Annotated in this window: 18 protein-coding genes and 1 pseudogene; 11 read left to right on the top strand and 8 right to left on the bottom strand. The window is 67.8% G+C overall.

Translation table 11 applies throughout. From position 1 onward, the window contains the following. Positions 1-3: 3 nt before the first annotated feature. Positions 4-681, bottom strand: a complete 678-nt coding sequence (locus AC1D1S_RS11105; RefSeq protein ID WP_079555318.1) for a TrmH family RNA methyltransferase — start codon at positions 679-681, stop codon at positions 4-6. 58 nt (positions 682-739) lie between these two features. On the opposite strand from AC1D1S_RS11105, the gene AC1D1S_RS11100 reads away from it, so the two are divergent. Next, a complete protein-coding gene (locus tag AC1D1S_RS11100; protein ID WP_028277432.1) occupies positions 740-1,570 on the top strand; it encodes an HAD-IIA family hydrolase in 831 nt (276 codons plus the stop codon). A gap of 23 nt (positions 1,571-1,593) precedes the next feature. On the opposite strand, the gene AC1D1S_RS11095 is transcribed toward AC1D1S_RS11100, so the two are convergent. From AC1D1S_RS11095 to AC1D1S_RS11075, 5 genes are all read right to left on the bottom strand, one after another. Further along, positions 1,594-2,622 (bottom strand): thioesterase domain-containing protein, encoded by a 1,029-nt coding sequence (locus AC1D1S_RS11095; protein WP_476943370.1) that lies wholly within the window; start codon positions 2,620-2,622, stop codon positions 1,594-1,596. Positions 2,623-2,784: 162 nt separating this feature from the next. Beyond that, positions 2,785-3,330: a hypothetical protein gene (locus tag AC1D1S_RS11090; RefSeq protein ID WP_243181432.1), complete on the bottom strand. Its 546-nt coding sequence runs from the start codon at positions 3,328-3,330 to the stop codon at positions 2,785-2,787. Positions 3,331-3,425: 95 nt separating this feature from the next. Continuing rightward, positions 3,426-4,235: a GAF and ANTAR domain-containing protein gene (locus tag AC1D1S_RS11085; protein ID WP_476994450.1), complete on the bottom strand. Its 810-nt coding sequence runs from the start codon at positions 4,233-4,235 to the stop codon at positions 3,426-3,428. A 95-nt stretch (positions 4,236-4,330) separates the two neighbouring features. After that, entirely contained in the window at positions 4,331-4,915 is a 585-nt protein-coding gene (pyrE, locus tag AC1D1S_RS11080; RefSeq protein ID WP_223914541.1) for an orotate phosphoribosyltransferase, read from the bottom strand. A gap of 71 nt (positions 4,916-4,986) precedes the next feature. Beyond that, positions 4,987-6,234, bottom strand: coding sequence for an FAD-dependent oxidoreductase (locus AC1D1S_RS11075; protein WP_043436308.1), 1,248 nt, complete (start codon positions 6,232-6,234; stop codon positions 4,987-4,989). A 232-nt stretch (positions 6,235-6,466) separates the two neighbouring features. On the opposite strand from AC1D1S_RS11075, the pseudogene AC1D1S_RS11070 reads away from it, so the two are divergent. After that, positions 6,467-6,640 (top strand): annotated as a pseudogene (locus tag AC1D1S_RS11070) (substrate-binding domain-containing protein); the annotation flags it as partial. A 128-nt stretch (positions 6,641-6,768) separates the two neighbouring features. Further along, positions 6,769-7,590, top strand: coding sequence for an ammonia-dependent NAD(+) synthetase (gene nadE, locus AC1D1S_RS11065; protein WP_243181429.1), 822 nt, complete (start codon positions 6,769-6,771; stop codon positions 7,588-7,590). A 52-nt stretch (positions 7,591-7,642) separates the two neighbouring features. Here the strand turns inward: nadE and AC1D1S_RS11060 are convergent, their stop codons facing one another. Together AC1D1S_RS11060 and AC1D1S_RS11055 are read right to left on the bottom strand one after the other, a co-directional pair. After that, positions 7,643-8,548 (bottom strand): NADP-dependent oxidoreductase, encoded by a 906-nt coding sequence (locus AC1D1S_RS11060; protein ID WP_476946540.1) that lies wholly within the window; start codon positions 8,546-8,548, stop codon positions 7,643-7,645. Between the two features lie 136 nt (positions 8,549-8,684). Next, positions 8,685-9,467 carry an IclR family transcriptional regulator gene (locus tag AC1D1S_RS11055; protein WP_230010098.1) on the bottom strand — a complete coding sequence of 261 codons (783 nt, stop codon included), beginning with the start codon at positions 9,465-9,467 and terminating at the stop codon, positions 8,685-8,687. Positions 9,468-9,716: 249 nt separating this feature from the next. Here AC1D1S_RS11055 and AC1D1S_RS11050 point away from each other — a divergent pair, with 249 nt between their 5' ends. The 8 genes from AC1D1S_RS11050 (at position 9,717) to AC1D1S_RS11015 (ending at position 18,413) form a co-directional block, all read left to right on the top strand. Beyond that, positions 9,717-10,463 carry a CoA transferase subunit A gene (locus tag AC1D1S_RS11050; protein WP_476994449.1) on the top strand — a complete coding sequence of 249 codons (747 nt, stop codon included), beginning with the start codon at positions 9,717-9,719 and terminating at the stop codon, positions 10,461-10,463. 82 nt (positions 10,464-10,545) lie between these two features. Further along, positions 10,546-11,226 (top strand): CoA transferase subunit B, encoded by a 681-nt coding sequence (locus AC1D1S_RS11045; RefSeq protein WP_243181426.1) that lies wholly within the window; start codon positions 10,546-10,548, stop codon positions 11,224-11,226. After that, positions 11,223-12,419, top strand: coding sequence for an acetyl-CoA acetyltransferase (locus AC1D1S_RS11040; RefSeq protein ID WP_476994448.1), 1,197 nt, complete (start codon positions 11,223-11,225; stop codon positions 12,417-12,419). The genes AC1D1S_RS11045 and AC1D1S_RS11040 overlap by 4 nt, the downstream gene beginning before the upstream one ends. Positions 12,420-12,551: 132 nt before the next feature. Further along, positions 12,552-13,607: a zinc-dependent alcohol dehydrogenase family protein gene (locus AC1D1S_RS11035; protein WP_243181424.1), complete on the top strand. Its 1,056-nt coding sequence runs from the start codon at positions 12,552-12,554 to the stop codon at positions 13,605-13,607. Positions 13,608-13,751: 144 nt separating this feature from the next. Further along, positions 13,752-14,069, top strand: coding sequence for a hypothetical protein (locus AC1D1S_RS11030; RefSeq protein WP_079552423.1), 318 nt, complete (start codon positions 13,752-13,754; stop codon positions 14,067-14,069). Between the two features lie 165 nt (positions 14,070-14,234). Then, positions 14,235-17,027 carry a PEP/pyruvate-binding domain-containing protein gene (locus tag AC1D1S_RS11025; protein ID WP_476994447.1) on the top strand — a complete coding sequence of 931 codons (2,793 nt, stop codon included), beginning with the start codon at positions 14,235-14,237 and terminating at the stop codon, positions 17,025-17,027. 87 nt (positions 17,028-17,114) lie between these two features. After that, positions 17,115-18,062: an alpha/beta fold hydrolase gene (locus AC1D1S_RS11020; protein ID WP_243181422.1), complete on the top strand. Its 948-nt coding sequence runs from the start codon at positions 17,115-17,117 to the stop codon at positions 18,060-18,062. A 147-nt stretch (positions 18,063-18,209) separates the two neighbouring features. Further along, a complete protein-coding gene (locus AC1D1S_RS11015) occupies positions 18,210-18,413 on the top strand; it encodes a cold-shock protein (RefSeq protein WP_009357211.1) in 204 nt (67 codons plus the stop codon). Positions 18,414-18,757 lie beyond the last annotated feature (344 nt).

Below are 18,757 nucleotides of genomic sequence, written 5' to 3'. Positions count from 1 at the left end.
GCTTTAGCCCGGGAGCTGGCCGAACACGTGGCGGCGGATCCAGGCGTGCATCGCGATCGCGGCGGCGGAGGCTGCGTTGATGGAACGGGTGGAGCCGAACTGTTCGATCGACAGGGTGTCCAGCGCCGCTTCGTGGACTTCAGGGGTCAGGCCCGGGCCTTCCTGGCCGAAGACCAGGACGCAGTCCTTGGGCAGTTCGTAGGTCTCCAGCGGCACCGAGTCCGGGAAGATGTCGATCCCGATGATCGCCAGCCCCTCCCCCTGCGCCCAGGCCACGAAGTCCTCAACGGTGGGGTGGTGGCGGACGTGCTGGTAGCGGTCGGTGACCATGGCCCCGCGGCGGTTCCACCGGCGTCGTCCGATGATGTGGACTTCCTTGGCCAGGAACGCGTTGGCGGTCCGGACCACGGTGCCGATGTTGAGGTCGTGCTGCCAGTTCTCGATCGCGATGTGGAAATTGTGGCGTTTGGAGTCCAGGTCGGCCACGATCGCCTCGTGCTTCCAGTAGCGGTATTTGTCCACCACGTTGCGCCGGTCGCCGTCCGCCAGGAGGTCAGGATCCCAGTGCCCGCCCTGTGGAAGTTCGCCTTCCCAGGGGCCGACGCCGACCTCCGCCTTCGGTTCCGGCCCTTCCTCTGCGGCGGGAAGGGACGGGGCGGGGCTTTCGGGCTGTTCAGTCACTCCTCAACATTAGACTGGGAGCCAGTAAGCAGCACATCACCAGCGGCGGAGGTCCCCCATGGCAGAGTCAGACGAAGTACGTTCATCGGCGTCGGTATACCGCAGCGGCCAGGAAATCGAGTGCTGGCTCACGGACATGGATGGTGTGCTGGTCCACGAGAACCAGCCCATCCCGGGCGCGGCGGAGCTGATCCAGCGCTGGGTGGACACCTCCAAGCGGTTCCTCGTGCTGACCAACAACTCAATCTTCACGCCCCGGGACCTCGCGGCCCGGCTGAGCTCTTCCGGGCTGGAAATCCCGGAGGAGAACATCTGGACCTCGGCCCTGGCCACGGCCCAGTTCCTCAAGGACCAGGTCCGCGGCTCGGAGTCGGGAAACCGCGCCTACACGATCGGCGAAGCAGGACTCACGACGGCGCTCCACGAGGCCGGCTTCATCCTCACCGACCAGAACCCCGACTTCGTGGTGCTCGGCGAGACCCGCACGTATTCGTTTGAAGCCATCACCATGGCCATCCGCCTGATCCTCGCCGGCGCGCGTTTCATCGCCACCAACCCGGACGCCACCGGGCCTTCGAAGGACGGCCCCATGCCTGCCACCGGGGCCATCGCCGCCCTCATCACCAAGGCCACGGGCCGCGAACCGTACATTGTGGGCAAGCCCAACCCGATGATGTTCCGGTCTGCAATGAACCAGATCGACGCGCACTCGGAAACCACGGCGATGATCGGTGACCGCATGGACACCGACATCATCGCCGGCATGGAGGCGGGCCTGCACACGGTGCTGGTGCTMAGCGGCATCACCCACCGGGACGATATCGCCGCGTATCCGTTCCGGCCGAACCAGATCCTGAATTCCGTGGCGGACCTCAAGAACCAGATCTGAGCAACACCCCGGAACGCGATACCTCAGAACGCGGTCTTCTTCCCGCCGCCGCCGGGCAGCGGGAAGAGATCGTCCTGGAGTTTCTCGATGATGGGCCGGTAGATGAACGGACTCCAGCCAGGGCTCGCGTGCTCCGGCCTCGCCCCGTCGGTGCGCAGGTCATCCGAGACCATGTTGGTTTTGAAGGACAGTGACCAGGTGTCCCGGGCGGTCTCGTAATCAACCGTCTTGTCCCGGGGGTTGCCGATGAACGCCATCTTCGTTTCGCCCAGCTTCCCGACGAAACGGCTGGCCTCAAAGTGGAAGATGTACGCGGATTCGGACTGGATCAGCACGCTGGACGGCGCGATCGGGGACAGCTGTTCCAGTGTCTGGTCCACCACCTGGCCCCAACTGCGTTCATTCTTGTGCAGCATCCTCTCGCCGAGCTCGTAGCCGCCGCGCAGCACTGTGGGGAAGCGGAACCCGCTTTCGTAGAGCAGCACCACGCCCTCGAACCAGCTCTGGTCCAGCACGTCGTGCCGGCTCGCCGGGCTGGAGTCGAGGAGGATGAACGCCACTTCGACGCCGTGCAGTTCGCGCAGCCGGGCCGCCACCTGGGTAGCCACCATGCCGCCAAAACTATGGCCGTAGAAGTAGAGGCTGGTGAGATTGTGGGCGCGGACGTGCTCGATCACGGCGATGACCACCTCGTCGATGTCCAGGCCTTCGTTGGAATACCCGACGGCGGCGAGCTGGCCCCTCTTGTTCAGGGAGCCGCGCAGCGCGTTCAGGATCCACAGGGCTTCTTCCCAGCTCGTTTTGTAGCCGGGGAACAGGATCCAGCTGGCGTGGGGGTAATACCGTTCGGCAACGTCGTCAGGTACTTCGAGGATCCGGCTGACACGCCGCTCGGCCTGCACGCGCTGAGTGAACAGCATGTCCGCCGCCAGCAGCGACGCGGACCCGGCGCCGATCAGGAACGATCGCCGGGAAACCCGTTTAAGCTCGACGGCGCGGCGGAGCATGCGGGCCTCGGAAGCACCGGGGCCTCGCGGATGGTTCGGATCCATCTCGGCCGGCACATCTCTACCGTATCCACGCTTCGGCGGGGATGAGAAACCGGACCATACAGCGGTCCCGAAGCCCAGCGTGGAAGCGCCGCTGGCACGCCGTTGGCGGGCCGCTGGAGCGCGGTTGGCGCCGTTGGAGCGCCGTTGGAGCGCCGTTGCCGGTTACGCGGGTTCGGGCTCGCGGCCGACCTCGCGGCGGCTGATTTCCATGCCGATCTCGTCATAGGTCGCCAGGAGTTCCGACCGGGCCATGTCAGCGGGATCATCGAGAAGGCCGAACACAGAGTCGCTCGCGGCGAAGAGTTCGTCGTCGGAGAATCGGTGCAGCTTCCGGGTGCCTGAGGGATCGATCGAGGCCGTAAATTCCCCGGCCATGTCCAGGGGTGGCAAGGCGGCGGAATCGTCGCGGTGCGCGGTCAGTTCCAGGGAGACTCCGCCGGGAGCCGGCATGCCGGCGACCTCCGAACCGGAGGCCCCGCCGTCGATCGCGTTGAGGTCGTTGCGCAGGCCGGCCAGCGCCACTGATTCCACGAATGCGGCCAGGCCGAGGTCAACGCGGATGTGCGAGATGATTCCCATGCGGCGGACGCGCTGGATAATGTGCATCAGGGAGGGGCGGGAGGCCTGTGTGAGGCTCCCCCGGACACTAATCCGGACGACGTCGGAAACGACATCGAGTTTGACGTGGGCTTGCAGTGTTTGGTCCATAGGTACTCCAAATAAGGATGTCTATGGCCGACGGCTCAACCGCATTCAGCGTATCCGCGCTTGTGGTCGCACACAAGTCATAGGCGGCTGCCGGTTCAGCCGGCCTGCCGCCTATCCGGCTCCTCGTAGTGCGTCCGGGTTGCCGTTCCGCCGACAGACTGCACCAGGGATTTGGCGATGTCGCGCAGCTTGACGTTGCCGTTGCTGGAGGCGTCGGTGAGGATCCGGACGGCGGTTTCCTGGTCGCAACGGTTCTGCGCCATAACGATCCCGATGGCCATGTCGATCACGGTCCGGGATTCAAGCGTGGCGCGCAGGTTTGTGGCACTGTCCGTGTGCAGCGAGAACCGGACTGCCAGCCGCAGCGCCTGGGAGATTTCGCGGGTGTAGCCGCGGGCCCGGACCGCGACGTCGCCGTCGAACTTGTGCGGGACATCGGAGTAGAGGTTCAGGGCCGCCTGGGCTTCGCCCTGGAGGTGGAAAGGCACCGACAACACCGAGCGCAGGCCGTGCGAGGCGACGGCGGAGGCGTAGTCAGGACCCCAGCGGTCCTCGTCGAAGAGGTCCGGGACGTAGACCTCCCGTTCCTCCTTGGCGGCGGTCAGGCAGGGGCCCTGGGACAGTGAGTACTGGATCTCGTCCACTTCGCGGGCGGAGTCGCTGCTCCACCCGATCGTGGCGGCCTTACGGTCCCGGAGCAGGGTGATTCCGCACAGCGCGTCGTCGCCGGAGCCGGCCACCTGGTGCGCGGAAAAACGCGCGAGTTCGTTCAGGAACTCTTCGAAGTCCGCGCTGTCCAGGATCAGGTTCTGGATCTGGTCGACCGTTCCCACCGAGATGTCGGCGCCCTGCCCCTCAGGGCCGCGGTTCACACYGCTGTTCAGGGACTTTTCGGACGGGAGCATGGCGCGTGTTCTCCAGATAAAGGATGGACGGGTATGGGACAAATGATAGGTCACGGCCCATACCCCGTCCACCTCTGCCGTCCGGCGTCGAACCCCTAGCTAAGGCCGAGTTCGTCCTTGCCGAAGGCGAAGAGATACGGAACACCGGCTTCGGCCTCGATCTTTTCCTTGGCCCCGGTGTCGCGGTCCACGATCACGGCCACGGCCACCACGTTGCCGCCGGCCTTGCGGACGCCCTCGACGGCGGTCAGCGCGGACCCGCCGGTGGTTGAGGTGTCCTCCAGGACCAGGACCTTGCGGCCCTCGACCGAGGGGCCTTCCACCTGGCGGCCCATGCCGTAGGACTTCTGCGCCTTGCGGACCACGAAAGCGTCCACCGGGCGGCCGGCGTCGACGGCGGCATGCATGACGGCGGTGCCCACCGGATCCGCCCCCATGGTGAGTCCCCCGGCGCACTCGAAATCGATCCCGGCGTCCTCCATCAGCGAGAGCATGACCTGTCCGACGAGTTTGGACGCCTCGTGGTGCAGGGTGATGCGGCGCAGGTCGATGTAGTAGTCGGCTTCGGCGCCGCTGGAGAGGATGACCTTGCCGCGGACTACGGCCAGTTCCTTGATCAGTTCCAGGAGTCGGGCACGGGCAGCGGCAGCGTCGGCTGCGAAGTCACGGGTGGCAGTCATGGCTCCCAGTTTAGTGGCTGGTCCGCCGCAGATTCCCAGCCGGTGAGCTGTATGTCGGTCCCGGGTCAGGGCTAGGGCTGCGGCTGGGGTTCGGCACGCCGCGCGAAGGCCGGTGCGTGCTCGGGCCGCGGACCAAAGGCGATGAAGCGGGGAATGATCTTGCGGAACGCCGGAACGTGCCGGGCGAAGAAGAGTGCCGCGGCCGGAAATTTTGTCCGCTTCCCGGTCATGACCGGGACGAAGATCGCGCGTTGCATGATCCGTTGGACGGTCTGCACAATGACGGTCGGCAGCCGGCGCCGTCGTTCCACTTTCTCAAGGTCCGCCGTGGTTACCCGGCCCCGGAGCAGTGCGGGGGCAAGGTACTCGGCGGCGGCGGCCGCGTCCTGGATGGCGAGGTTGATTCCGACGCCGCCGGCCGGGGACATCGCATGCGCGGCGTCCCCGATGAACAGCAGCCCGTTGATGTGCCACGAGCGCAGCCGGTTCAGGCGCACGTCCAGCCAGTGAAGGTCATCGAGGGATTTGATGGCGTCCACCCGGTCCGCGAGATCGGGGCGGAGCCCTGCGACCCGCCGTCGGAAGCCCTCAACGCCTTCCGCACGGATCCGGGCGTCGGCGCCCTTGGCGGCGAGGTAGCCCATTTGGTAGTAGTCGTTGCGGAACAGGGCCAGCAGCGCCTCGCCGGGCCCGAACGCCGGCACAAGCCCGGCCACCTCACCCGTTTCGGAGGGATAGCGGGGCAACCGGAACCACCAGGTGTCGAAGGGCACCGGGAACTCCTTTGGCGCCAGCCCGGCCGCAGTGCGCAGCGCGGAATGGCGGCCGTCCGTGGCAACCACCAGATCCGCCAGCAGCTCGTCCTGCGTGCCGTCGGGAGTCCTGAAGCGGACTCCGCGGACGCGGCCCCCGTTGCGGACCAGGCCGGTGGCGGTGTGGCTCATGAGCAGCGTAAACCCCGGTTCCTGTGCGGCGGCGTCGGCGAGGAAGCTCAGGAAATCCCACTGCGGCATCATGGCGATGTAGTTGTACGGCGGCGGCAGGGCGTCAAAGTCACCCATGGTCACGGACGGCCCGCCCGGGACCGGGAAAACGACGTTCTTCAGGCGGCTCTGCGGCAGCCGGCGGAACTCCTGGCCGAGCCCAAGTTCGTCAATGAGCCGGATGGTGGACGGGTGCACGGTGTCGCCGCGGAAGTCGCGCAGAAAATCGGCGTGCTTCTCCAACACCGTCACCCGCACCCCGGCGCGTGCCAGGAGCAAGCCCAGCATCATCCCCGCAGGTCCACCGCCCACCACCGCGCATCCGGTCTTCTCCATGGCCCCACGCTACGCCTGCGCGGGGTGCCGCGGGAGGGTTTTTCGCGCACGTTTCGGACCCGCGCCGCGGCTTCGGACCGGCGCGGCGGGGATCCGCGCAGCACCGGCCCGAAACCGTAGCGGCGAGCCGAAACCTAGGCGCCCGCAGCCCCGCCGCGCCAGTTTAGAGCCGGGTGTCGAAGGAGTCGCAGAAGACGTTCTCGTTGAACGTGCCCTGGAACTCCGACCTGCCCTGGGCTGCGACGACATCTTTGGCGCCGACTTCTGCAATCCGCCGCTGTCCACCATGGCCTCCCCGATCGAGCAGGCCGGTCGCATGGCGGTGTCCATGCTGCTGGCCCAGCTGAACCCGCTCGCCGGCGGTGGCACACGAAGCCGGTCCGTGATGCCCACCCATCTCATCTAAGTCGCAACGGTCCGAAACCGTAGCCGCCGTCCGGAACCGAAGCCATTTCGACGCCGGATCCGCGCGCCAGCCGCCGGTCCGGCTGCAACAGTTGAGCGTTGTTGACACCGCTGACTAGGCTGTGAGGCATGCGTGAACTCCAGGCGAAGATCATCGAGGAAATGGGCGTGCAGCCCCGGATCGACCCTGCCGGGGAGGTGCGCAAACGCGTGACRTTCCTGAAGGAATACTTGACGGCCACCCACACCAAGGGCTTCGTCCTGGGCATCTCGGGCGGCCTGGACTCCTCCCTGGCCGGGCGGCTGGCCCAGCTGGCGGTCGAGGAACTCGAGGCCGAGGGCACCGAGGCGAACTTTGTGGCCGTGCGCCTGCCCTACGGCGTCCAGCATGACGAGGACGACGCCCAGGCGGCCCTGGACTTCGTGCGCGCCAAGACCGAATGGACGTTCAACATCTCGGCCGCAGTAGATGGCTTCGAGGACGAGTTCGAGAAGACCGTAGGAACCGAGATCTCCGATTTCCACAAGGGCAACACCAAGGCCCGGACCCGGATGATTGCCCAGTACGCCCTGGCCGGCGAGCACAACTACCTGGTGATCGGCACGGATCACGGCGCCGAGTCCGTCACGGGATTCTTCACCAAGTTCGGCGACGGCGGCGCGGACATCCTGCCGCTGTTCGGCCTTAACAAGCGCCAGAACCGCGCCCTGCTGGCGGAACTCGGCGCACCGGCCCGGATCTGGGAAAAGGTTCCGACGGCGGATCTGCTGGATGGCAAGCCGGGCCGCACCGACGAGGACGAACTCGGCCTGGGCTACGACCTGATCGATGACTACCTCGAGGGCCGTGACGTACCCGATGCCGCGTCCGAACGGATCGAGGCGATGTACCTGCGGACCCGCCACAAGCGCACGGTCCCGGTGACGATTTTCGACACCTGGTGGAAATAGCCTGAGCCGAGAGCCCCGGGCGGGGCTGCCGGGCGGCCCCGCGGGGTTCCACTTACGGGATCAGCACGAGTTTGCCCCGGACATGGCCTGCGCGGCTGATGCCCAGTGCCCTGGCAGCATCGGTGAGGGGAATCCGCTCCTGGATGCTGAAGCGGAGCTTTCCCCCGGCCGACAGCCGGGCCGCCTCCGCGACCCGTCCGTCCAGCAGCCTGACCGGTGCAATTCCGGCCGCGTTGGCCGCCTTTCCAGGCACTGTGGTCACCGCGGCGCCGTGGCCGCCGAGCAAATGGACCGTCGCCGTCGTCGTCTCCTCCCCGCCAAAGGTGTCCAGGACGGCGGTGATGGTGCCCAGTGCGCGGACGCGTTCCACGAGCCCTTCGCCGTAGGCCACCGGCACGGCGCCGAGGCCGCGCAAATAGTCGTGGTTCTGCTCTGAAGCGGTGCCGATGATCCGGGCGCCGAGGTGCCGCGCGATCTGGACTGCCGCCGAGCCGACCCCGCCCGCCGCACCGTGGATGAGGACCGTGTCCCCCACGCCAATGCCAAGCTGAAGCAGCGCCGAATACGCTGTGCCGCCAGCTATCGCGACGCACGCCGCCTGCTCAAAATCGATGCCCGCGGGCTTTGGCGTCAGCTGGCTGGCCGGAAAATTGGCCGCGGCACGGTAGGCCCCGGAAATGCCATTCCAGATCACGTCGTCGCCCACCTCATGGCCGGTCACGCCGGGGCCAACGGCGGTCACGGTTCCTGCCGCCTCACAGCCGGGAACTGCAGGGAAGTCCAGGGCAAGGTAGGGCTCCAGGTAGCCGGCAACGACTTTCCAGTCCACCGGGTTGACGCCGACGGCGCGGATCCCCACCTGGACCTCGTTCTCCCCCGGAACCGGCGGTTCCTCCTCGCCAACGGTGACGACGTCCGGGCTGCCATAGTGATCGAAAGAGATCTTGATGTCTTTCATGAGGCTTTGCTCCTTCGGCTCGACGCGATGCGGCCTGTGCTGCCAGCTTCTGGCACAAGCGGCGGCTGCGCAAGAGTCGCCCGGCAAGTTGAATTGTCCGAGGCGGCCTGAGCCGAACCGGGGCCCTTGACGAGGGTCAGGCGCCTGGCGAGCGGGTCAGCAGCGTGGAGATCCGGTGCGCTTCTTCCAGGAGCAGCCGCCCCAGTTGCGGACGCCGGTCCTCCCGGAAGCGCGGTTCGATGCCGGTCAGGGACAGCGCCCAGGCGGGGCGGCCCCGCTGGTCGAAGACCGCCGCACCCATCCCCCAGCTGCCTTCCAGGACCAGCCCCGGATTGACCGAATAGCCGGCCTGCCGCGTCGCTTCCAGGTTCTCCCTGACCAGTGCTGCGGTGTGCGCGGCCGCAAAGCTGCCGGCGTGGGCTGCCCAGTTGGCGAGCAGCTCTTCCTGCTCTTGTGCCGGCAGGAAGGCCATGATGGCGGTGCCTGCGGAGGCGACGCCCAGCGGGAACCGCACCCCCTCGTGCAGCACGAAGGAACGGACCGGGAAGCTGCCTTCTTCCCGGAGCAGGCACACGGTCTCGTTGCCGCGGCGGATGGAGAAGAAAGCGCTTTCGCCGGTCTCTTCGGCCAGGCGGCGCAGGCTCGGCCTCGCGATGTCCTCCAGGGGGAAGCGCGCCGAGGCCACGGACCCCAGCAGCAGGATCTCAGGACCCAGGACCCAGTTGCCGCTGCCCGGGTCCTGGTCCAGCAGCCCCTCGGCCGCGAGTGAGCTCAGCAGCCGGTGCACGGTGGGCCGCGTCAGGCCGGATTCGCGCACGAGCTCCACCAGGGGGCAGCCCTCCGGCTTCCGGCCGACCAGGCGCAGCAGGCCGGCTGCCCGGCTGACCACCTGGGCGCCCTGGACGGGAGTTGTATTCATTGCTTGCCTCACGTCGGCCCGGAACTGGGTGATGCTTTCACCCACGTTGCTTTTACCCGATTTTACCATCAGGTATCCACATAATGGATAGTGCCAAGGGTAGCGTCCACACTATAAACTCCGCCAATTTGCGGGGAAACTCCACGTTGACAGTGGTCTGTGACACACCATAGGCTCCTTCTTCAGGCAAGGAGTCCACAAAGTGGATTGCCGGAGTGGATAGCAAGACGAGCTCAATGAGGAGATGCAATGTCAAAGGTGAAATCCGGGGCAGCGGCCGCTCTGCAGGACGTACTGCGCGACGGCATGACGCTCGCCGTCGGCGGTTTCGGGCTCAGCGGGATCCCCGCTGACCTGATCGGGGCGGTGCGGGATTCCGGGGTGAAGGACCTGACGGTCGTCTCCAACAACATGGGCGTGGACGGCAAGGGCCTCGGGGTCCTGATCGAAGGCGGCCAGGTCCGCAAGGTCATCGCGTCCTACGTTGGGGAAAACAAGCTCTTCGCCGAGCAGTACCTCGCCGGCCAGTTGGAGGTGGAGTTCACCCCACAGGGCACCCTTGCTGAGCGGCTGCGCGCCGGCGGCGCCGGCATCCCGGCGTTCTACACGAAGACCGGCGTGGGCACCCTCGTCGCCGAAGGCAAGCCGCTGGCAGAGTTCGACGGCGAGACCTATGTCCAGGAACGCGCCATCAAGGCCGACGTCGCCCTGGTTCACGCCCACACGGCCGACACCGACGGCAACCTGATCTACCGGTACACCGCGCAGAACTTCAACCCCGTGGTCGCTACGGCCGGCGCCGTGACCGTCGCCGAGGCCGAAGTGATCGTCGAGCCCGGCCAGCTGGACCCGAATCACATCATCACCCCCGGCGTGTTCGTCCAGCGCCTGGTCCAGGCCAGCGGCCGCGTCAAGGACATCGAACAGCGCACCGTCCGCCCGCGGCCCGCAGCGGAAGCAGAGCCGGCGCAGGCCGCCTCCGCCGTCACCGTCTAATCCGGCCCGAGCGCCGCCCACCCCGGGCGCGCCGGCATTGGCGCCCCACCCTCAGCACCCTGACTTTCCAAGGAGAACCACCATGGCCTGGACCCGAGATGAAATGGCCGCAATCGCGGCCGAAGAACTGAACGACGGCGACTACGTCAACCTTGGCATCGGCATCCCCACGCTGGTGGCCAACAACCTGCCCGACGGCGTCCGCGTTGTTCTGCAGAGCGAGAACGGCCTCCTCGGCATGGGCCCGTTCCCCTTCGAGGGCGAGGAAGACGCGGACCTGATCAACGCCGGCAAGCAGACCGTCACGGTCCTGCCCGGCGGCAGCATCTTCGACTCCGCGACGTCCTTCGGCATGATCCGCGGCGGCCACGTGAAGGTCGCGATCCTGGGCGCCATGCAGGTCTCCGGGAACGGAGACCTCGCCAACTGGACCATCCCCGGCAAGATGGTCAAGGGCATGGGCGGTGCCATGGACCTCGTGGCCGGCACCCCGCGCGTCTTGGTCCTCACCGAGCACAACGCCAAGGACGGCACCGCCAAGATCGTCAAGGAATGCACGCTGCCCCTCACCGGGCTCAGCTGCGTGGACCGCATCATCAGCGACCTCGCGGTCTTCGACCTTGTGAAGAATGAACACAAAGCAGACGGCGGGCGGAAGCTCACGCTCACGCGCCTCGCGCCCGGCGTCACCGTGGAGGATATCCGCGAAAAAACCGAAGCCGACTTCGATGTCGCGCTCGAATTTGAAGGAGCGACGGCATGAGCCTCAAGGAACAGTTCGGCAAGGACGTCCTGCTCACCGGCTGGGGCCACAGCCGGTTCGGCAAGCTGAGCGAAGAAACCCTGGAGTCCCTGATCGTGCAGGTCGCCACCGAGGCGATCGGCAACGCCGGGATCGAGCCCGGCCAGATCGATGAGATTTACCTCGGCCAGTTCAACTCCGGCATGATGCCGCTGGCCTTCCCGTCCTCCCTCGCGCTGCAGGTATCGGATCAGCTGGCCAACGTGCCCTCCACCCGGGTGGAGAACGCCTGCGCCTCCGGCTCGGCCGCGTTCCAGCAGGGCACCAAGTCCCTGCTGGCCGGCACCGCGAAGACCGTCCTGGTGATCGGTGCCGAGAAGATGACGCAGGCCGGGGCCGACGTCGTGGGCGCGGCCCTGCTCGGCGCGGACTACGACATGGCCGGCAAGGCCTCCACCACCGGGTTCACCGGGCTCTTCGCGGAGGTCGCGAAGCACTACGGGAAGCGCTACGGGGACGGCAACGGAAAGCTCGGCGACGTCCTGGGCACCATCGCGGCGAAGAACCACCGCAACGGCGTCGACAACCCCTATGCCCAGCTCCGCAAGGACCTCGGCGAGGACTTCTGCCGGACCGTCTCGGACAAGAACCCGATGGTGGCGGATCCGCTGCGCCGCACCGACTGCTCCCCCGTCTCCGACGGCGCCGCCGCCGTCGTCCTCTCCGTTGCCCCGACCGGCGGCGCCACGGCCCCGGTGCGGCTCGCCGGCTTCGGCCAGGCGAACGACTTCTTCCCCGCCGAGCGCCGGGACCCGACCGAATTCGCCGCCACACGGGCCTCCTGGCAGCGGGCCCTGGGGATGGCCGGCGTCGGGCTGGAGGAGCTCGACTTCGCGGAAGTCCACGACTGCTTCACCATCGCCGAACTGCTCATGTACGAGGCCATGGGGCTGACCGAACGCGGCCAGGGCGCCCGGGCGCTCGAGGAAGGCTGGGTCTTCAAGGACGGCAAGCTGCCGGTCAACGTCTCGGGCGGGCTCAAGGCCAAGGGCCACCCCGTCGGCGCCACCGGCGTCTCCCAGCACGTCATCGCCGCCATGCAGCTCACCGGGACCGCCGGCGACATGCAGCTGGCCAACCCGCGCCGGGCCGCGGTGCAGAACATGGGCGGCGTGGGCATCGCCAACTACGTCAGCGTGCTCGAAGCCCTCTAAAGCAACGCGGGGTCAGAAACGGCCCTTAATGGGCCGGATCTGACCCCGCGTTGTTTGTCCTCGCCTGCGTGGCCGGGATGCCACGGGACTAAACTCGTTCCCAGCCCATCCACCACAATGCGAGGAGCACCCATGCGCGCCACCATCATCCACGGTCCCGGCGACATCCGAGTCGAAGACCGCGGTTACCCCACCCTCCAGCTGCCCACCGACGTCATCGTGAAGGTCACCGCCTCCTGCGTCTGCGGCTCGGACCTCTGGCCGTACCGCGGGGTCAAGCCCACCCACAAGCCGTCCGCGATCGGGCACGAGTTCATCGGGACGGTCGAAAGCGTCGGCGACGACATCAAAGACCTCGCCGTGGGCGACTTCGTGATCGCTCCATTCGTGGTCAGCTGCGGCGCGTGCCCGCAGTGCCTCGACGGCGTCACGGTGGCCTGCGACCACCTCGCCGGCTGGGGCGGCAAGGATGACACCGGCCACGGGATCGACGGCGGCCAGGGCCAGGCCGTGCGAGTACCGCTCGCCGAGTCCACGCTGGTCAAGGTCCCGGGCGTCACCGACCCGGACGACGCCCTCCGCGCCAGCCTGCTCACGCTCTCCGACGTTATGGCCACAGGCCACCACGCAGCACTCGCGGCCAAGGCCGGTCCCGGCCGGACGGTCGTGGTGGTCGGCGACGGCGCCGTCGGGCTCTGCGGCGTCCTGGCCGCCAAGCGCCTCGGCGCGGAGCGGATCATCGCCATGTCGCGGCACGCCGACCGCCAGGCGATCGCCCGCGAATTCGGGGCCACGGACATCGTCGCCGAACGCGGGGACGAGGGCGTCGCCAAGGTCCGCGAACTGCTCGGCGGCGTCCTGGCCGACTCCGTGCTGGAGTGCGTGGGGACCAAGGAATCCATGGAACAGGCCCTGCACAGCGTCCGCCCGGGCGGCGCCCTCGGCTTTGTCGGCGTCCCCACCGGCGGCGCCGAAGCCCCGTTGCGCTTTCTGTTCGACACCAACATCTCGATCGGCGGCGGCATGGCCCCGGCCCGGACGTACATCCCGGAACTGCTGGCGGACGTGCTGAACGGCACCATCAATCCGGGCCGCGTGTTCGACTCGGTCATGCCGCTGGAAGAGGCACCCGAGGCCTACCGCGCGATGGACGAACGGCGCGCCATCAAGGTCCTCCTGACCCCGTAGCCGGGCTCTCGACGGCGGCCGCGCTGACACCCGCGCGGCCGCCCGCGCCGGCCTGGCTGTACTGCTAGCTTCCGCCCTTGCACGGGCAAGGACGAGGGTCTAGCGTGAAGCGCATCAGCATCCGCCGCCGTCAAGGGAGCCGTCATGGCCAGGTTCGTGCAGATCATCGAATTTCAGACCTCCCGCATTGAGGAGATCGAGCAACTCGGCCGGCCCTCCAGAACGGAGGGAACCACTGCCCCGACCTTCCGCCGCATCATGGCCACCGCAGACCGCGACCGCCCCGGAACCTATCTCACGATCGTGGAGTTCGACTCCTACGAGTCGGCCATGGAGAACTCCAACCGGCCCGAGACCTCCGAATTCGCCGCGCAGATGGCCGCCCTGTGCGACGGCCCTCCGGTCTTCCGCAACCTGGATCTTATGTGGGAAGACACCGGCGAGGCCGACGCCGGCCAGTAGGCCGGCAGGCTCGCTTGGCAGAGGGGCCGCCGCGCCGCCGGACTCAGGACCCGGAGGCCGCCCGCGGCTTGAATACGTGGCGTGAACACGTGGCTTGAAGACGCGGACAGGACGTGGGAGCAGGAAATGGGTTCTGCAGATGGCAGGGCACCGGAAAGTCTCGTCATGGATCTCAGCGCACTGGGTTCCGCTCCCCTGCCGCTCGTGGGTGGAAAGGCCCTGAACCTCGGCAAGCTCACGGCCGCCGGGTTCCGTGTACCCCGCGGATTCTGCCTCACCACGGTTGCCTACCGAAAGGCGGCCCCGGCCGAACTGGACGCGCTGGCGGCCCGGCTGGACGCCGCGCAGCCCCACCCGTCGAACAACGGCGACAACGGCGAAATAGGCGACATAGGCGACGGCGACTCCCGCCAGCCAGGCCGCCCCGGGTTGGCCCGGCCCGGACCGGATCTGGGTGAACTGGCCCGGCAGGCGCGGGAAATGATCGTGACCGCGCCGATTCCCGCCGACGTCGATGCCGCGCTTCGCGGCGCGTACGCCGCGCTCGGCAGCCGGGCCACAGTGGCGGTCAGATCCTCCGCCACCGCCGAGGACCTGCCCTTCGCCAGCTTCGCCGGCCAGCAGGATTCCTTCCTGAACATCTCCGGAGCCGACGCCGTGGTCGAGTCGGTCCGGCGCTGCTGGGCCTCACTCTGGACCGAACGGGCCGTGGCCTACCGCGCCGCCAACGGGATCAGCCACCGTGAGGTGGGCCTCGCCGTCGTCGTCCAGGACCTCATCACCGCCACCAGCGCCGGCGTGCTCTTCACCGCCAATCCCGTGACGGGCACCCGGACCGAAACGGTCATCGATGCGAGCGCCGGGCCCGGCCAGGCGGTGGTCTCCGGCAGCGTCAACCCGGACCATTTCGTCGTGGATACGGCCACGGGACGCATCCTCCTCCGTTCACCGAAGGGGACGTCAGTCCGGCGGCGGCGGAGCCTGGACGACGCCCGGATCCGCGAACTCACGGCCCTCGGCGATACCGTCCAGGGGCTGTTCGGGGCACCCCAGGATGTGGAATGGGTGATCGACGCCGCGGGCAGGATCTGGGTGACCCAGTCGCGGCCCATCACCACGTTGTATCCGCTGCCGGAGCCTGCGGCCGCCGAACCGCTGGGCGCGGAGGCAGGGGCCGACGTCGACCCCCACGTCTACCTGTGCGGCACCTTGCTCCAGGGCCTGACCAGGCCCCTGACCCCCATGGGGCTCTCCGTGCTGGGCTCAATGCGGAACCGCAACGGGCCGTGGCGGTACGTCAACCCGGGATTGCGGATGTATGTGGACGTGACGCCCATGGTGCGCAACAGGTACGGCCGCCGCTACCTGCTGCGGATGCTTCCGCTGGCGGACGGCAGGTCCGGCGCGGTTTTTCCGGCACTCCTGGATGACCCGCGGTTCGGCGTGCGCAAACGGCCGTCCCGGCGGCCACGGCACGGCGCGGCGGGCAGGCTGGCCCCCCGGCGGCCGCGGACCGGCAGCGGCGCAGCGGGCAATAGCGCAGGGCGCGATCCCGGAACCATGGCCGGCCTGGGCCTGACGGTCCGGCTGCTTCCGTCCCTTCTGCGGGCCGCGGTGCGGCCGTCCGCCGAACTGCGCCGCGCCTTCGATTACGGAGATCGCCTTCAATCCGAACTTGTCCTGCCGGAACCGGCCACCACTTTTGGCCGGCTCGATCACGCCCAGCGCATCCTGGAGAACACCGTGGACGGACTGATCCTGGCGACGCTGCCCGGACCGTCCGTTGGTTACCTCATGCTGGCCGGGGCGCGCAGGCTGCTGCGCGGCATCGCGGCACCGCGGGAACTCGAGGCCGTGTTGCGGGGTCTGCCCAACAATGTCACCACTGAGATRGACCTCGAACTCTGGCAACTGGCCGTCACCGTCGGCGCGAACGCCGCGTCCCGGGAGGTGTTCCTGGCCCACGGGCCAAGGGAACTGGCCGCCCTGTACAAGGCCGGCTCGCTGCCCGCAGTGGCACAGACCGGCCTGCACGGGTTCCTGGACCGCTACGGCCACCGCGCCGTGGCGGAGATCGACCTTGGCATGCCGCGGTGGTCGGAGAAGCCGGACCATATCCTCGGGATGATCTCGAACTACCTTCATGTGGCCGACCCCGAGCAAGCGCCCGACCGGCAGTTCGCCCGCGCCGAGGAACATGCCGAGGCCAGGATCCGCAGCCTGGTGGAGCGGACCAGGGTCCGGAGCCGGATCCGTGCCCAGCTGGTGGAATTCTGCCTGCGCCGGACCCGCCAGCTGTCCGGACTGCGCGAACTGCCCAAGTTCTACATCATCCTCGCCCTCGCGGAAATGCACCGCCAGCTCAACGCGATCGGCATCGAGCTGGCCCGGTCCGGTGCGATCGCCGCCGCGGACGACGTGTATTTCCTGGAATTCGATGAAGTCCGTGTGGGTTTGCGGGGTGCCGACCTCAAGGGCATCGTCGCGGGCCGCCACCGGATCTACGACGTCGAACTGCGCCGGCGCCGGATTCCCCGGCTCCTGCTCTCCGACGGCACGGATGTGGAGGCGGCCGTGATGGCCAAGTCCCCCGCTTCCGGCGCCCTCGCCGGGACACCGGCGTCGGCGGGCACCGCCACCGGAATGGTCCGGGTCATCCTGGATCCGGTGGGCGCGCACCTCGAGCCCGGGGAAATCCTCGTGGCGCCCTCCACTGACCCCGGCTGGACGCCGCTGTTCATGACGGCCGGCGCCCTGGTGATGGAAATGGGCGGGGTGATCTCGCACGGCGCCGTGGTGGCCCGCGAATACGGCATCCCGGCGGTGGTGGGCGTGCCGGACGCGACCACCCGCTTGCGGACCGGTGAGACCGTGACCGTGGACGGATCGGCCGGAACGGTGCGGCAGGTGGATTCCCCGCTCTCCCCCGCCACGGCCGCCGGCAGCCTGGCTGGCTGAGCGTGGACCTCCGGACCGGCCGGCGCCGGGCCGTCGAATTGCAACGGGACCTCCGCCACGCCGCCGGCAGGGGGCTATGTTAGATAGATGGCGTCTGCCGGCAGTAACGCACAGGGCGGCCCGGTTCCCGAGGGCTTTGGTTCGGGGCTGGTGGACGATGCCGCCCGCCGGGACGCCGCGTTGCCCGACTTCGACTGGGCCGTCCTTCCGGCAGGCGTGATGCGCGGTCAGTTCGAGGCACCGAGCGGGACCTTGGCGACGATCGCTGCCGGAGACCCCGGGAAGCCGCGCGTCCTGCTAATCCCGGGCGCAACCGGCTCCAAGGAAGACTTCATCCTCATGCTGCCCGAGCTCGCCGCGGCCGGCTACTTCGTCCTCAGCTGCGACATCGCCGGGCAGTATGAATCCGCCCAGGCCGGGCCCGAAAACCTCGTTCCGCCCCGGAACTGCTACGACTACGAGCTGTTCCGCGACGACCTCCTGGCCATGCTGGACACCGATCAAGGCGCCGTGCACGTCGTGGGGTATTCCTTCGCGGCGGTGGTTGCCCAACTGGCGTTCGTCCAGCGGCCAGAAAAGTTCCGCAGTCTGACCCTCATCAGCTGCCCGCCGGAGCCGGGACAGAGCCTCCGCTACGTGCGCCTGGCAGGCTGGGTCAGCTGTTGGGTCACCTCCAAGGTCGGCACCGCAATAATGATTTGGGGCATCCGCAGCAATATTGCCCGGGTGGCGCCGCAGCGGCTGCGGTTCGTCAGGAGCCGGTTCGCGTTCACGCGCCGCGCCTCGGTGGTCGACATCATCGGCCTTATGAAGCACACCCCGGATCTGCGGCGGGTGCTGGCGGCCGCGACGCTGCCAAAGCTCGTCGCAGTCGGCGAACACGACCTCTGGCCGCTGGCGTTGCACCGGAGCTTCGCGCAGTCGATCGGTGCGCGGATTTCGGTCTACCGCGCGGGCCACAGCCCGTCCGAGACCTCGCCTTACCAGATCAGCCGGGACCTGATTGCGCTCTTCGACGCCACCGTCTCGGCCTGACGAAAGCGGCCGGCGGAGACGAAGACCCCCGTCAGACCCTTGCACCGCGGCCCGTCGCACCGTACGTTGGGGACAGCGGACGAATGTCTCCGCAGCCGTTGGCCTTATGGCCGCCGGAGATCAGCAGCATTTCAGAAGGATAAAGGCATGGCTACAGGCACAGTTAAATGGTTCAACGCCGAAAAGGGTTTTGGCTTCATTGCCCCGGATGACGGGTCGGCCGACGTTTTCGCCCACTACTCGGCAATCGCTACCAGCGGCTACCGCTCGCTGGACGAGAACCAGAAGGTTGAATTCGACGTCACGCAGGGCCCGAAGGGCCCGCAGGCTGAGAACATCCGCCCGCTCTAAGTACTCCGGAAAAAGCCCCGGCCGCCTGGCCGGGACACTTTCCCCGAAGACCACAAACGCCCCTCCGGAGGATTCCTCCGGAGGGGCGCTTGTGTTCGAGGCGCTTGTGTTCGAGGCGTTGGTGGCCGAGGCGCTTGTGTTCGAGGCGTTGGTGTTCGAGGCGTTGGTGGCCGCCCCGTTACCTTTTTCGTAGCCCGTTCCTGTTGCAGGATGTGGGTGTGCTGGCCTGCCGGCCCCGGCATGATTGCCGCCCCCAGTCGTCAATGATCCGGGGGGTGTTGTCACCGGGGTCCGGTAGGTGCCGGAGAGACCGCTAATAGAGGCAGGACAGTTTGGGATCGTCG

This window comes from Arthrobacter sp. P1_A5, from assembly GCF_056406825.1.
This window is presented reverse-complemented; position numbering and strand designations above follow the sequence as displayed.

Excerpts from the sequence above, each read along its gene's own strand:
- AC1D1S_RS11035 (WP_243181424.1), top strand. The coding sequence starts at position 12,552 with ATGCGCGCCACCATCATCCACGGTCCCGGCGACATCCGAGTCGAAGAC.
- AC1D1S_RS11055 (WP_230010098.1), bottom strand. The coding sequence starts at position 9,467 with ATGAATACAACTCCCGTCCAGGGCGCCCAGGTGGTCAGCCGGGCAGCC.
- AC1D1S_RS11050 (WP_476994449.1), top strand. The coding sequence starts at position 9,717 with ATGTCAAAGGTGAAATCCGGGGCAGCGGCCGCTCTGCAGGACGTACTG.
- AC1D1S_RS11030 (WP_079552423.1), top strand. The coding sequence starts at position 13,752 with ATGGCCAGGTTCGTGCAGATCATCGAATTTCAGACCTCCCGCATTGAG.
- AC1D1S_RS11015 (WP_009357211.1), top strand. The coding sequence starts at position 18,210 with ATGGCTACAGGCACAGTTAAATGGTTCAACGCCGAAAAGGGTTTTGGC.
- AC1D1S_RS11095 (WP_476943370.1), bottom strand. The coding sequence starts at position 2,622 with ATGGATCCGAACCATCCGCGAGGCCCCGGTGCTTCCGAGGCCCGCATG.
- AC1D1S_RS11075 (WP_043436308.1), bottom strand. The coding sequence starts at position 6,234 with ATGGAGAAGACCGGATGCGCGGTGGTGGGCGGTGGACCTGCGGGGATG.
- AC1D1S_RS11090 (WP_243181432.1), bottom strand. The coding sequence starts at position 3,330 with ATGGACCAAACACTGCAAGCCCACGTCAAACTCGATGTCGTTTCCGAC.
- AC1D1S_RS11040 (WP_476994448.1), top strand. The coding sequence starts at position 11,223 with ATGAGCCTCAAGGAACAGTTCGGCAAGGACGTCCTGCTCACCGGCTGG.
- AC1D1S_RS11020 (WP_243181422.1), top strand. The coding sequence starts at position 17,115 with ATGGCGTCTGCCGGCAGTAACGCACAGGGCGGCCCGGTTCCCGAGGGC.
- pyrE (WP_223914541.1), bottom strand. The coding sequence starts at position 4,915 with ATGACTGCCACCCGTGACTTCGCAGCCGACGCTGCCGCTGCCCGTGCC.
- AC1D1S_RS11060 (WP_476946540.1), bottom strand. The coding sequence starts at position 8,548 with ATGAAAGACATCAAGATCTCTTTCGATCACTATGGCAGCCCGGACGTC.
- AC1D1S_RS11045 (WP_243181426.1), top strand. The coding sequence starts at position 10,546 with ATGGCCTGGACCCGAGATGAAATGGCCGCAATCGCGGCCGAAGAACTG.